Annotated in this window: 8 protein-coding genes; 5 read left to right on the top strand and 3 right to left on the bottom strand. The window is 43.9% G+C overall.

The annotated features are described in order from the left end of the window. Window positions 1-53: 53 nt before the first annotated feature. The 3 genes from NXV01_RS06730 (at window position 54) to NXV01_RS06720 (ending at window position 5,553) form a co-directional block, all read left to right on the top strand. Window positions 54-1,586, top strand: coding sequence for a RagB/SusD family nutrient uptake outer membrane protein (locus NXV01_RS06730; RefSeq protein WP_234132597.1), 1,533 nt, complete (start codon window positions 54-56; stop codon window positions 1,584-1,586). A gap of 142 nt (window positions 1,587-1,728) precedes the next feature. Beyond that, on the top strand, window positions 1,729-4,038 hold the full coding sequence (bglX, locus tag NXV01_RS06725) for a beta-glucosidase BglX (RefSeq protein WP_148364070.1): 2,310 nt from the start codon (window positions 1,729-1,731) through the stop codon (window positions 4,036-4,038). 111 nt (window positions 4,039-4,149) lie between these two features. Further along, a complete protein-coding gene (locus tag NXV01_RS06720; RefSeq protein WP_148364071.1) occupies window positions 4,150-5,553 on the top strand; it encodes a glucoamylase family protein in 1,404 nt (467 codons plus the stop codon). A gap of 27 nt (window positions 5,554-5,580) precedes the next feature. On the opposite strand, the gene NXV01_RS06715 is transcribed toward NXV01_RS06720, so the two are convergent. Both NXV01_RS06715 and NXV01_RS06710 read right to left on the bottom strand, forming a co-directional pair. Continuing rightward, complete coding sequence (locus NXV01_RS06715; RefSeq protein WP_148364072.1) at window positions 5,581-8,139, bottom strand: outer membrane beta-barrel family protein; 2,559 nt, start codon at window positions 8,137-8,139, stop codon at window positions 5,581-5,583. Between the two features lie 213 nt (window positions 8,140-8,352). Beyond that, window positions 8,353-8,802, bottom strand: a complete 450-nt coding sequence (locus tag NXV01_RS06710) for a hypothetical protein (protein ID WP_148364073.1) — start codon at window positions 8,800-8,802, stop codon at window positions 8,353-8,355. A gap of 1,093 nt (window positions 8,803-9,895) precedes the next feature. On the opposite strand from NXV01_RS06710, the gene NXV01_RS06705 reads away from it, so the two are divergent. Further along, window positions 9,896-12,007 carry a BT4734/BF3469 family protein gene (locus tag NXV01_RS06705; protein ID WP_259022038.1) on the top strand — a complete coding sequence of 704 codons (2,112 nt, stop codon included), beginning with the start codon at window positions 9,896-9,898 and terminating at the stop codon, window positions 12,005-12,007. A gap of 153 nt (window positions 12,008-12,160) precedes the next feature. Here NXV01_RS06705 and NXV01_RS06700 read toward each other — a convergent pair whose 3' ends face one another. Further along, window positions 12,161-13,726, bottom strand: a complete 1,566-nt coding sequence (locus NXV01_RS06700) for an ATP-binding protein (protein WP_234132602.1) — start codon at window positions 13,724-13,726, stop codon at window positions 12,161-12,163. A 190-nt stretch (window positions 13,727-13,916) separates the two neighbouring features. On the opposite strand from NXV01_RS06700, the gene NXV01_RS06695 reads away from it, so the two are divergent. Continuing rightward, the gene (locus NXV01_RS06695) at window positions 13,917-15,470 is read left to right on the top strand and encodes an ATP-binding protein (RefSeq protein ID WP_148364075.1); all 1,554 of its coding nucleotides are present in this window, start codon (window positions 13,917-13,919) and stop codon (window positions 15,468-15,470) included. Window positions 15,471-15,487 lie beyond the last annotated feature (17 nt).

Raw genomic sequence — 15,487 nt, 5'->3', positions numbered from 1 at the left:
CGGGCAAGTTTTCTCATGCGGAATATAACTTTAATCTTTAAAACTATAATTGTATGAAACTAGATAAATATATATACTCAATTTTTATCGCTGCAGCCACACTATCGCTAGGCAGTTGTAGCGACTTTCTGGATCGCAGTCCACAAGGACAGTTCACGGAAGATGATAATCCGAACGCACTGGTCAACGGTAAGATTTATAATGTCTATACGATGATGCGTAACTATAATGTCACTGCCGGACCTCCCGCTTTTGCCATCCACTGTTTCCGTTCGGAAGATTCGGAAAAGGGAAGTATCGCCAGCGATGGTTCTGATGTAGCCGAGATGTATGACGATTTCGTGTATACGCCGACCAACGGTCTGCTAGGAGCTTATTGGGGGCAGAATTATGCCATCATCTACCAATGTAATGACATTCTTGACGCCATTGCAGAAAAAGAAACAGCCGGACAGACAGAAGCTGAAGATATTATCAATAAGGGAGAGGCTTCTTTCTTCCGTGCTTATTGCTACTTCAACTTGGTAAGAGCTTTCGGTGAAGTCCCCTTGGTGACTTATAAAATCAACGATGCATCGGAAGCCAATATCCCGAAGACAACCACTGATAAAATCTATGAGCTGATTGACAAGGACCTGAAAACAGCAGAAGAATCATTGCCGGAAACTTGGAGTACCGAATACACCGGACGACTGACTTGGGGAGCTGCCCGTTCCTTACACGCACGTACTTATATGATGCGCAACGATTGGGACAATATGTACACAGCCTCCACCGATGTCATCAGCAAGGGACTCTATAACCTGAAAACTCCGTATAACGAGATTTTCACGGATGACGGTGAAAACAACGGCGGTTCTATATTCGAACTTCAATGTACAGCCACTGCCGCCCTTCCTCAAAGTACCGTTATCGGTAGCCAGTTTTGTGAAGTGCAGGGTGTGCGCGGAGCAGGTCAATGGGACTTGGGCTGGGGATGGCACATGGCAACAGAAAATATGGCACAAGCTTACGAGCAGGGTGACCCACGTAAAAACGCGACCCTACTCTACTTCCGCCACTCGGACAGCGATCCTATCACTCCGGAAAACACCAATGAGCCTTATGGCGAATCTCCGGTTTCCCCGGCAATAGGGGCTTACTTCAATAAGAAAGCATATACCGATCCGGCTTTGCGTAAAGAATATACCAACAAGGGATTCTGGGTAAACATTCGTTTGATCCGCTACGCAGATGTATTATTGATGGGAGCTGAAGCGGCCAACGAAAAAGGAATCCCGGGTGAAGCAATCGACTATTTGGAACAGGTCCGCGCACGTGCCAGAGGTTCCAATACCAATATATTGCCTAAAGTGACGACCACCGACCAGGGAGAATTGCGTGATGCCATCCGCCACGAACGCCGCGTGGAACTGGGAATGGAATTCGACCGTTTCTACGATCTTGTTCGCTGGGGTATTGCAAAGGAAGTGTTGCACGCAGCCGGTAAAACAAATTATCAGGACAAAAACGCATTACTGCCATTGCCTCAAACAGAGATTGACAAGTCTAAAGGAGTACTGGTACAGAACCCCGACTATCAATAAAAAAGTTTCTCGGTGCCGAACGGTTGTTTCCTCGGTGCCGAAACTATAGTTTCCCGGTGCCGAACGATGTCCTCCTCGGTGCCGGACATTCAACATATAGGGAGGACTTTATATGAATGGATATAAAAGTAGAAATAATAGCATGATATACAAAAAGTTAAGTCTATCCGTCCTGTTGTTTGCCGCAGGTTTTCTGACCGCATCGGCACAGAAGTCGCCACAGGATATGGATCGCTTCATCGACGTATTGATGAACAAAATGACTTTGGAAGAAAAGATCGGACAGTTGAACCTCCCCGTCACCGGAGAGATTACTACGGGACAAGCCAAAAGCAGCGATATTGCCGCTAAAATCAAGAAAGGCGAAGTGGGAGGGTTGTTCAACCTGAAAGGAGTGGAGAAAATACGTGAAGTACAGAAGCAGGCTGTGGAACAATCCCGTTTAGGAATTCCATTGCTGTTCGGTATGGACGTCATTCACGGATACGAAACGATGTTCCCTATCCCACTCGGCCTGTCTTGCACTTGGGACATGACAGCCATTGAGGAATCGGCCCGCATTGCAGCCGTAGAAGCCAGTGCCGACGGCATTTCATGGACTTTCAGCCCGATGGTGGATATTTCACGCGACCCTCGTTGGGGACGTGTGTCCGAAGGCAGCGGCGAAGACCCGTTTCTCGGAGCTATGATTGCCGAAGCGATGGTGCGCGGCTATCAGGGGAAGAACATGGAACGGAATGATGAAATCATGGCCTGTGTAAAGCATTTTGCACTATATGGTGCGGGAGAAGCAGGACGTGACTATAACACCGTAGATATGAGCCGGCAGCGGATGTTCAATGATTATATGCTGCCGTATGAAGCAGCCGTTGAAGCAGGTGTAGGTAGCGTGATGGCTTCTTTTAATGAAGTGGATGGTATTCCGGCCACTGCCAACAAATGGCTGATGACAGACATTCTCCGCGGACAGTGGGGATTCAACGGTTTTGTGGTAACCGATTATACGGGTATTTCAGAAATGATCGACCATGGTATCGGTGATCTTCAAACGGTATCTGCCCGTGCCATCAATGCCGGAGTGGATATGGATATGGTAAGCGAAGGCTTTGTGGGGACATTGAAGAAATCCGTTCAGGAAGGAAAAGTCTCTATGGAAACGCTGAATACGGCTTGCCGCCGTATTCTGGAAGCCAAATATAAACTGGGATTGTTTGATAATCCTTATAAATATTGCGATCCGAAACGTCCGGCACGCGATATCTTTACCAAAGCGCATCGCGATGCAGCCCGCAGTATTGCAGCAGAAAGTTTCGTTCTTCTGAAAAACGACAGTCCCGACGGCAATCCGAACGGAAATCCGTTACTGCCTTTCAATCCGAAAGGAAATATTGCAGTGATCGGTCCGTTGGCAAACAGCCGGAGTAATATGCCGGGTACATGGAGCGTAGCAGCCGTGCTCGACCGCTGCCCTTCTCTCGTGGAAGGACTGAAAGAGATGACTGCCGGAAAAGCGAATATCATGTACGCCAAAGGAAGTAATTTGATTAGTGATGCTAGTTACGAAGAACGGGCAACGATGTTCGGCCGTTCCCTGAACCGCGATAACCGCACCGACCAACAATTGTTGGATGAAGCGTTGAACGTAGCCCGCCGGTCGGACATTATCATCGCTGCCTTAGGCGAATCTTCCGAAATGAGCGGTGAAAGTAGCAGCCGCACGGATTTAAACATTCCCGATGTACAGCAAAATCTGTTGAAAGAGCTTTTAAAGACAGGCAAACCGGTAGTACTGGTATTATTTACAGGTCGTCCGCTTACGCTGACTTGGGAACAGGAACACGTGCCCGCCATTCTGAATGTATGGTTTGGAGGTAGTGAAGCAGCTTACGCCATTGGCGACGCCCTCTTCGGTTATGTCAATCCGGGTGGTAAACTGACTATGACTTTCCCGAAGAACGTAGGCCAGATACCTCTTTATTATGCGCACAAGAATACCGGACGTCCTTTGAAAGAAGGTAAATGGTTTGAGAAATTCCGCAGTAACTATCTCGACGTGGATAATGATCCGCTTTATCCGTTCGGTTACGGTCTTTCTTATACCACTTTCTCTTACAGTGATATCGACTTGAGCCATTCCAGCATGGACATGACCGGATCATTGACCGCAGCAGTGGAAGTTACCAATACCGGCACATGGCCCGGCACGGAAGTGGTGCAGCTTTATATCCGTGACGTTGTAGGCAGCAGCACCCGTCCCGTCAAAGAACTGAAAGGCTTCCAGAAAATATTCCTGGAACCGGGAGAGATGAAGATTGTCCGTTTCAAGATTGCACCGGAAATGCTACGGTATTATAATTATGACCTGCAACTGGTTGCCGAACCGGGCGACTTTGAAGTGATGATCGGCACGAACAGCCGGGATGTGAAAACTGCGAAATTTACATTGAACTAAACTTTTAGGCACGGATTACACGGATTACGCTGTTGTTTTATGTAACCACAATTCCTAAAACCGTGAAATCCGTGTAATCCGTGCCTAATCCTATAAATTATGACCTTGATTATGAACGATAAATATAAAAGAATCGCAGTGATGAGCGCACTTCCGCTCATGTTACTGTTTCTATCCGCCATCGCCCTGACTTTCCAAAGCTGTAAAGGGAAAAGCAAGAATGACAACCTTACTGCCGCCACCGACTCCCTGTCGGACGACGCCCTGATGGACACCGTTCAGCGACGGACTTTCCTCTATTTCTGGGAAGGTGCCGAACCGAATAGCGGTCTGGCTCCCGAACGGTATCATGTGGACGGCGTATATCCTGAAAACGATGCCAATGTAGTCACTTCCGGCGGCAGCGGTTTCGGCATCATGGCTATCCTTGCGGGAATCGACCGCGGCTACGTCACCCGCGAAGAGGGACGGGCACGGATGGAACGCATCGTTTCTTTCCTCGAAAAAGCAGACCGTTTCCACGGAGCCTACCCCCACTGGTGGTATGGTGATACCGGAAAGGTGAAACCGTTCGGTCAGAAAGACAATGGAGGCGATCTGGTAGAGACAGCTTTCCTCATACAAGGTCTGCTTGCCGTGCACCAATATTACGTCAACGGAAATGAGAAAGAGAAAGCACTCGCTCAACGTATCGACCGGATTTGGCGGGATGTCGACTGGAACTGGTATCGGAAAGGCGGGCAAAATGTCCTCTACTGGCATTGGAGTCCGACGTATGGCTGGGAAATGGATTTCCCCGTACACGGTTACAACGAATGTATGATTATGTATATTCTTGCTGCCGCTTCTCCCACACATGGAGTACCTGCAGCCGTTTATCATGACGGTTGGGCACAGAACGGAGCCATCGTCTCTCCACACAAAGTAGAAGGAATCGAATTGCATCTCCGCTATCAGGGCACGGAAGCCGGACCGCTTTTCTGGGCTCAATATTCTTTCCTCGGACTTGATCCGGTGGGATTGAAAGATGAATACTGCCCCAGCTACTTCCACGAGATGCGCAACCTGACATTAGTCAACCGTGCTTACTGCATCCGCAACCCCAAACATTACAAAGGTTTCGGACCGGATTGCTGGGGACTGACCGCCAGTTACTCCGTCGATGGATATGCAGCTCATTCACCCAACGAGCAGGACGACAAAGGAGTCATCTCCCCTACCGCCGCACTTTCATCGATTGTCTATACACCGGAGTATTCCATGCAGGTAATGCGCCATTTGTATGGTATGGGAGATAAAGTGTTCGGTCCTTTCGGATTCTATGATGCTTTCAGCGAAACGGATAATTGGTATCCGCAACGGTATCTGGCTATCGACCAAGGACCTATCGCTGTAATGATCGAAAATTACCGGACAGGGTTGTTATGGAACCTTTTCATGAGCCATCCTGACGTACAAGCCGGATTGACCAAACTTGGTTTTAACACCAACAAGCAAGACGTGAGACAGAAATAAATGGGAACTACGGTGCGTGGAAGTGGTCTACTGACCACCTCCGCCACCCGTGTTTCCACCTTCTCCGCCACCTTTCACATCATCATTGTCGATGCTGCGCGCAGCTTTCTTCACACTGGCTTTCAACTCTCCAAGCCGATAGCTGACACTAAAGCCGAAATACCGGCTCGGATATTTACTCGAACTTTTCGAGATAAAGTTAACTCCTTCCGTGTGATTATTGTAAGTTCTGTATTTCTCTACGATATTGCTACAATAAATATTCAAAGAAAGACGTTCTTCTTTCAGGAAAGAACGGCTCAATCCCAAGCTATAATAATTATATCCCGAACCTCTTCCCTGCAAACTGATACGCGGTGTACTTCCCCCTCCGTTCAAGCTCAAACGGACTTTTCCCGGTAAGGTTTGCTGAATACCTCCATACGCAGAGGCATTCCATCCATAATTATGCAACTCTTGGGCAGGACTCCGCAAATCACTATAATTTCCACGCCCATTGATGTAAATCCTCGTTTTGGGAGAAGCATTCCAGTTCAGATAAAAGTTCAATCCAGTTTCCCGGCTTTTGCCAATATTATCATACGTGCTATACAAAGCCCCATAAGGAGCTTTATGACCACCTTCAAATATTTCTCCGTCTTTATCGGTAATCAGGCGGCTGACTCTTTCGATTCCATTGTTATTGAAAGAATGGCGCAAAGAGAGATTGATGTTGAACTTGGCGGTGAAACTGCTGTAAGACAAATCAAACGAATGGCTCTTTTCACTCTTCAGGTTCGGATTTCCCTGATTGATAAACATCGGATTCTGATTATCAAAATAAGGATTCAAGTTCCAAATGCCCGGTCGCCAGATACGCATATTATATCCGCCGCGAAGGTTCTGCGTCTTACCTAGTTTTATTCCCAAGGAGACGGAAGGAACCAGATCGCTAAAGTTCGAGTTAAAGTTTTCCCCTGCACCGACCAGATACTTCACTTCCTGTATGGTTTGCTCATAACGAAGTCCCGGTTTGAAAGTAAAATCCTTGTATTTCAGCGTATATCCGGCATAAGCGGAAAGGATATGATTCAGATGGCGGTACTCGCTGCTACGTTTCTCATTATATGCATAGTTTTCACTTTCCCCTTCGGTGTCATAAAACCGATTATCACTGGAGTTGCGCCGGAAAATATATTTAGCACCGGTTTCAAGCGTATGCAACTTTCCAATCGGAGTGGTATAGTCCACCTGGAAAGTTTGTTCCATTGTGTTCGTCTTTCCGTCCGAATGGAAATTCTTCAATGACAGTTCTTTGATGATCTCCAGTTTATTCTCATCAGGCTCGATGTCCAGATAAGTATTATAGGAATCATTCGTTTGAGGTTGGGAGTTGATTTTATAAGAAAGGGTAATCATCCGTTCTTTGTTCTTCCGGGAAGTACGTTGATAGTCTATATTACCGTTGATGGAATACCATGATCCTTTTCCATGATTGTCCGTTCTATAACGATATGCAAAATCCTGACGATCAGCTCCGTGCATAATCGTAGTTCCGCCACTGTTGCTTTTGTCATTGCTACCATACATTCCGAAAGCCACAGTCAGCAGCCTCAACGTATCAATCTCGTAACTGGCTTCTAAATTGCCATACTGGAAATTACCTTTCGATTTGGAACTGCTTTCCGATTCCAGGAACTTCTCATTCTCCTTATCAGGTTCATAATTCTCCCGGTAACTGTCGGAATAGCTGCGCGGACTATTATTATAATTATAGTTGTAGTTGGCAGAAACCGTCAGTTTGCCCTGCTTCACCATTGCATAAGTGCCGGCGCCTACTCCGTTGTTGCTGGCATTTCCTCTGAAAGTAGCCGTATATCCTTCAAATCCGGTACCCACTGTGACGATATTCAAAATACCTCCGATACCTTCCGCATCATATTTGGCTCCCGGTGAAGTAATCACCTCAATATATTTAATTGTATTTGCCGGCATACTTTTCAGTACTTCCTTCGGATTATTACTCATCATATTATTGGGCTTTCCATTCACATGGATCTTGAAGCTGCTACTGCCGTTCACTTGCACATTGTCTTCTCCATCCACCGTGACCAGAGGGACTTTCCGAAGCATCTCCAATATACTGTTCGATTTTGAATCCGGATCATCTTCAATATTATATTCGATCTTATCCACATCTACCTTCACCAAAGGTTTCTGTGCAACAACCTCCACTCCTTTCAGCACATTATTGGCTTCTGAAGAAATCATCGTTCCCAAATCAATCTCCCTGACCGAAGGTTTTAAAGTGAACTCTTTTACTATAGGCGACTTGCCAATGGAAGAAATCGTGATTATATAACTGCCAGCAGCGACATTCAGTTTCTCCTGAAATTTACCATTCGCCCCTGTGACCGCCATCTTTACAGCTTTATCCGGAGCATTTTTGGGAGTAATCTTAATCGTGGCATACGGTTCTCCTTCTTGTGTTAAAGAATCAAGAAGCACTCCTTTGATAGTATAAGAAGGAGCCGTGGATTTTTGTGCCCACCCAGCCACAGACGTGGCGAACACGAATAGCAATAGTAGTAACAGTCTGTGTTTCATGACTAGAAATATTTAGTTTATGTTTATTAGACGCAGAATATTCAAAAATGCTGCGAAATCAGGAGCCAAAAGTAATTGGTTTATCAACGCTTACGAATTTTTCGGAGTTAAGAATATAAAACGAATGGATAAAAAATCTTATGACAGTATATTTCTAGTATTTTTAAACATTTCTGTTCAGGGGTGTCTTTAAATAAATGAGATGGATAATATTTACCGTCGTATCAACCGTATCAGCCGCCTTAAGTTAGCGCAGATTCTTCCAATCCAACAGAAACTAAAGTTTTCTTCATATTCCGTGAACACTTTTTCGCAGTCCCGGAGTCGGCTGTTTTGCCTTTTTATAACAGTTTGTATTTCTTTCATCCGGGCGATTTGCTCCCTTTGATTCAGAAGTTCCTTGTCTTGATAACCGATGATTTCAGCATATAAAAGACAAATCTTTGTCTTTCCAATACACAGCTCTTCCAATGTGTCGATATACTCGGCTGTAATTCGATCCTTATTCTGATGCAGGAATCCTTCAAGACTTTCTTCATCAACAGCAGTGATAGCTCCCTCATATGACATAGGGAATCTTTTCATCTCCGCCCAAAGCCAGATTACCTCTTTGTTAATTCCATACTTGACCGCCGCTTCTTCTACGCTAATCCATTTCGACATAATACATTTGTTTTAATGTGTTCCACAATAAAGATTGAATATTATTTTGTTTATGTGGAGCAACGGGCATTCACGTTTTCTGTATTTCGGGCGGACGGGGAATTGTTTAGGTTAGACTTTTTGGGGTAATCATAACCGACCGGACACAAGAAAGACGTGAATGCTGTTGCACCATTATCTACCTCTAAGGCTAGCAATACCCTCGTAAAAGACAATGATAACAACAGACACCCACGTCAATCGTTTATATATAACACATCTTTTACGGATATGTTGATATACAGCCGTTCACGTGGAGTATCTGTCGAATCATCTCTCTTTACTTAAACTTGCTATTTTTAGAGGTGAGAGATAATACACATATACTCAATTTAGTAATATATACTGCTTCCCGCTAGTTTCATCACGCTGATGAGCAGAAAGCACATGACAAAGATATACATATTTTTTTAAATGTGGTGGAAATAGGGAAATAAATGCTGGAAGTTATGTATATCCATCAAACTCTCTCATACATAAAAATGAAAATCCTCTTTCAACCTATCACCGGCATCACCAAACCCTTTATTCATCGTACTTTCAGAACGGTGACAGGTTGTCATTAACCTATCACCACATCTATCACCTATCACCGCTTGATTTTTGAAAAAAGCCTATAGCAAACAGTCATTTTAATAAGGAGTAATCTTTGTTTCATACTTAGATACTCTTGTTTCCAAGGCTTGAAACACTTAGTTCCAAAGGCTAGAAACTTTAGTTTCAAAGCCTAGAAACTTTAGTTTCCTGCTGATGGAACCAAAGTTTCCCCATGGTGAAACTTTAGTTTCAAGCCGGGAAAACAAGAGTTTCAAGCCTTGAAACCAAGTGTTTTGAGGCATGAAACATTTTTTATCCCGTAATGAACTACATTCTTCATTTTAGTATATTCATGCGATAAGCTCTCTTCACAATAGAATTTTGCGACCACATAAAAGAACAGAATCCACCTCATAAAATAAACAATAAATAAGTACGATATAGCTTGGCAAACCGGATAATAAAGCCTATCTTTATGAGCCTTTAATAAAGAGGCATAACAATAAACACTTTTAACATGAAACTTACTTTGATGCGGGACAACAACGGAACATCAACCATGCGGACGTTGGACATAAACCTACAAATAGAAGCGATGAAGCATGAAACGAAAGCCCGCCCGATAAGTAATCTACGGACAAGCATACGTTATGCCTCACCGGACAGCAAACTGGAAGCTGCTCAAAAACTACCCAAAGTCATCCCTGCGGCTAACTTCCGCAAAACAACAAATGGCGCACAAATGACCGGATATAACGGCATTGTGCAAATAGAAGTAAACCATCTGGCAAACCGGACGGAAGTAAACCGTATCAAACAGGAAGCAGCAGAACTTACACAGACTTTTGCCGCCTTTATGGGTTCCAGCGGTCATTCCGTAAAAATATGGCTACGCTTCACCCGCCCGGACAAATCACTTCCTAAAGACCGGGAAGAAGCAGAAATATTCCAAGCCCACGCCTACAGAAAAGCCGTCAGCCTTTATCAACCGGCACTCTCCTACTCCATCGAACTGAAAAATCCGACATTGGAGCAATTCTGCCGGCAAACGTGTGATCCGGAACTTTACTATAATCCCGACTCCACCGTCATTTATATGCGTCAGCCATTGGAAATGCCATCGGACACAACCTACAAAGAATCCGTACAAGCAGAAACATCTCCTTTCAAACGGCTGATTCCCGGTTATGACAGCTTTGACACTTTGTCCGCACTCTTCGAAGCAGCCCTGAACAAGGCTTACCATTCATTAAGCGAACTTCACCCCAACATACACCTACATTCCGACGAAGATCTCAAGCCATTATTGGTCCACTTGGGGGAAAACTGTTTTCAGGCAGGCATACCGGAAGAAGAAACAGCCCGTTGGGCAATCGCTCATTTCTACACCAAAAAGAAAGAATTTCTCATCCGGCAAACCATACAGAACGTATATACAGGAGCTAAAGGATTCGGACAAAAATCACCTTTATCAACCGAACAGGAACTGGAATTTCGAACGGAAGAGTTTATGCAACGCCGATACGAATTTCGTTACAACACAATGACGACTGTTACGGAATTTCGCGAACGGAACACCTTTTGTTTTTGTTTCCGCCCCATCACCAACCGTATACGCAACAGTATCGCCATGAACGCACGTCTGGAGGGCCTCAACCTATGGGACCGGGACGTGATCCGTTACCTCGATTCCGACCGCATCCCGATATTCAGCCCTATTGAGGATTTTCTTTTCGGAGTGGATGTCCGTTGGGACGGACGCGATCGGATTCGTGAACTGGCTTCCCGTGTTCCCTGCAACAACGCTCACTGGCCGGATCTGTTTTACCGCTGGTTTCTAAATATGGTGGAACACTGGCGTCACACCGATCGAAAGTATGCCAATTGTACAGTACCGCTACTTGTCGGACCGCAAGCTTATCGAAAATCGACTTTCTGCCGGAGTTTGTTGCCACCGGAATTACAGATATATTACACCGACCGCATTGATTTCAGTAATAAAAGGGATGCCGAGCTGGCTCTAAACCGTTTTGCGCTCATCAACATGGACGAGTTCGATCAGAATAGAGTGAATCAACAGGCTTTCCTGAAACATATCCTGCAAAAGCCCGTGGTTAATATCCGTCGTCCTCACGGCACAGCCACACAAGAGATGCGCCGTTACGCTTCATTTATAGGAACAAGCAACCACAAGGATTTACTGACTGACACTTCCGGAAGCCGACGCTACATTGTTATCAATGTGACCGGTCCGATTGACTGTTCTCCAATTGATTACGAACAACTTTATGCGCAAGCAATGCACGATATTTACAGGGGAGAACGTTACTGGTTCGACACTGAAGATGAAAAGGTGATGACCGAAGCCAATCAGGAATTTCAAGTAATTCCCATTGCGGAGCAGTTGTTCCACCAATTTTTCCGGGCTGCTAAAGAAGAGGACAAAGAATATGAGTTACTTCTTGCTATTGAGATACTGGAACAGGTGCAACACGACAGTAGAATTCATATATCCGATTGCAATATTATTCAATTCGGGAGAATATTGCAAAAGAATCAAGTGCCTTCTATACACACCAAGCGCGGGAATGTTTATAAAGTGGTTCGAATCAAGCCAAAAAGAGCATAAATATACACCTCTTCGTTCAGGTGATAGGTGAAAGATACGGTGATAGGTTAGGGATGACCTATCACCGCTCTGTAAACACGATGAATAAAGTGTTTCAGGATGATGGTGATAGGTTGAAAGAGGAATTGACGAAATCAACAGGGAGAGAAAGAATCATACTTCCTCTACGATTTTCCAATCACCAATGCTTCTTGTCGCAGTATCGAAGTTAACTCCTATTTTTACCACTTTCCGATGATCGGACTGATAAGGAATAGCATATCCTTTATTGTTTATCTGTTCCAGAGCTTCCTCCGGAGTTCCATCTACCTTAAATTCAAAGACATAAATGGTATCTTGCATCTTTACTACTACGTCCGCCCGTCCGATTGCGCTCTTTACCTCTGCATCTACATACTGCCCCATCAAACGGAACAGCAAATAGAAGATTGTCTGATAATGTTTTTCCTGCTTATTTTCCAAATCATTGGGAATCGAAGCAAAGAAAGATCTTATTCGTTCCAGACATTCGGTCAGTTTTCCGGCACGCAAATCCTTGATAAAAGAGACTACATAGAATGTATTTTCACGGGCAGGTAAATGCACATAAGCGGGCATCAGAGATTCTATAAACCCTTTCCGCACTTCTTTGTTAGGATAAGCTAATGTGTAGAGTTGAAACTCCGGATCATACCCCTTGATGGTAAGATAACCACTTTGATAAAGTACAGGAAGAGGATCGGTAATAACACTCGTTGGTGCATCAAACTGCTCTGCAGTAGCCGTTGCGCCATCCAACTCGCGAATGTCGAAATTACTCTGCTGCAATATATTTATCAGGAAAGTAGGCGTCCCGGTAGAAAACCAGAAATTCTCATAGCTCTTTTGAGCAAATGCATTGAACAGACTGAATGGATTGTAAATATCTTCACAGTTTTTACTAAAATGATATCCGTCATATTGTTGTTTTAGATGCGTACAAGCCTCCTCGTAGGTTTCATTATTAGCCTGCGCCATCATTTCAATATCAGTTTTCAATTGTGTACGTAACTCCCGTTCGGTTATACCACAGATAGCACTATAATCGTCTCTCATACTGATATTCTGCAAATTATTCAATTCACTGAAAATACTCATTTGACTGAATTTACTGATACCTGTCAGGAAAAGGAAACGAAGATATTCTCCTTGCGCTTTCAAGGGACTGAAGAATTTCCGCATTTCTTCACGAAGTTCATTTTGCAGTTCCGGCAAATGGTTACTGTCTAATAAGGGAGCATCGTATTCGTCGATAAGCACTACTACCTGTAAACCAGTCTGCTGATATGCCCTTTTTATTATTCCGGAAAAACGAGCCGCATAACCTTCTTCTTCCGGATCATTACCATAAATTCGTTCCCATTCACGAAGTTGAAGATTTAAACGTTCTTCCAAATCAGACATAGCTGTGTACTTCGTCATGCTGAAATCAAGATGCAACACCGGATAGACATTCCACTCTTTCTCCAAACGCTCCATTGCCAGACCTTGAAACAACTCCTTCTTCCCCCGAAAATAAGCATCAAGAGTGGACACCAGCAAACTTTTTCCGAAACGACGGGGACGACTCAAGAAATAAACCTTATTGGTATTAGCCAAACGATAAATCAACTCCGTCTTATCGACATAGACGTTGTTATTATTGCGTAAGTCTTCAAAATTCTGTATCCCTATCGGGTATATTCTGAAAGTAGTATCCATAATGCCTATCCTTATAAAATTGAAATGTAGACAAATATAGGGATTAAAATATAGACTTCAAACAGTACGTACTGTTTTCTACACTTCATTCAGTTAAAAGCGACTATACTCATACTTTCCTTTTTCTAAAAGCAATGAAGTACCCGGAAATTTATTACCTTTGTGTAATTGATTTATAAAACCGGAGTATATGAGCACTAAAATTTATCCCATTGGCATACAGAATTTCGAAAAGATTCGTAATGACGGTTATTTCTATATTGATAAAACGGCATTGATGTATCAAATGGTAAAAACCGGTAGTTACTATTTCTTAAGTCGCCCACGCCGCTTCGGGAAGAGTCTGCTTATTTCTACTCTGGAAGCCTATTTTCAAGGTAAAAAGGAACTGTTTGCAGGATTGGCAGTAGAAAAGCTGGAAAAGGAATGGACCAAATATCCGATATTGCATCTGGATCTTAATATCGAAAAATACGACACACCGGAAAGTCTGGGTAATATACTCGATAAATCGTTGACTGCGTGGGAAAAGCTCTATGGTTCCGAACCGTCCGAGCGCTCATTTTCCCTGCGTTTTGCCGGCATCATAGAACGCGCCTGCAAACAGGCAGGGCAGCGTGTAGTTATTTTGGTAGATGAATACGACAAACCCATGTTGCAAGCCATCGGCAACGAAGAATTGCAAAAGCAATTCCGGGATACCTTAAAACCTTTCTACGGGGCACTCAAAACAATGGATGGGTGCATAAAGTTCGCGTTCTTGACCGGTGTTACTAAATTCGGCAAAGTTAGTGTATTTAGCGACTTAAATAACTTGGACGACATATCGATGCGGAAAGATTATGTTGAAATCTGCGGTATCAGCGACCAGGAGCTTCATGAAAATTTGGATATCGAACTTCATGAATTTGCAGAGACGCAAGGTTTGTCATATGACAAACTCTGTTCCAAACTAAAGGAATTTTATGACGGCTATCATTTTACACACAATTCTATCGGCATATACAATCCGTTTAGTCTGCTTAATGCTTTCAAATATAAAGAATTCGGTAGTTATTGGTTTGAAACAGGCACACCTACCTATCTGGTGAAATTACTGAAAAAGCATCATTATGATCTGGAACGGATGGCACACGAAGAAACCGATGCACAAGTATTAAACAGCATCGACTCCGAATCAACCAACCCGATTCCGGTGATTTACCAAAGCGGATATCTCACGATCAAAGGATATGACGAACGTTTTGGTATATACCGTTTAGGTTTCCCCAACCGTGAAGTAGAAGAAGGGTTCATTCGTTTTCTGCTTCCTTTTTATGCAAATGTAAATAAGGTAGAATCCCCGTTTGAAATTCAGAAATTTGTCAATGAAGTAGAAACAGGTGATTATAATTCGTTCTTCCGCCGCCTGCAAAGCTTCTTCGCCGATACGACTTACGAAATAATCAGGGAACAGGAATTACATTATGAGAACGTGCTTTTCATTGTTTTCAAACTGGTTGGTTTCTATACTAAGGTAGAATACCACACCAATGAAGGGCGTATAGATCTTGTCCTGCAGACAGACAAATTCATTTATATTATGGAATTTAAGCTGAATGGCACGGCAGAAGAGGCTTTACAGCAGATTAACGACAAACGCTATGCGCTACCTTTCGAAGCGGATGGGCGGAAACTATTCAAGATAGGGATTAACTTCAGTGAGAAGACCCGTAATATTGAAAAATGGGTGGTAGAAGTCTGAAGTATACCCTGCCTTGA

Origin of the sequence: Bacteroides sp. BFG-606, assembly GCF_024788145.1 — a bacterium.
GTDB lineage: Bacteria > Bacteroidota > Bacteroidia > Bacteroidales > Bacteroidaceae > Bacteroides > Bacteroides vicugnae.
Note: the sequence above shows the minus strand (reverse complement) of the source record. Positions and strands in the feature narration are given on the sequence as shown.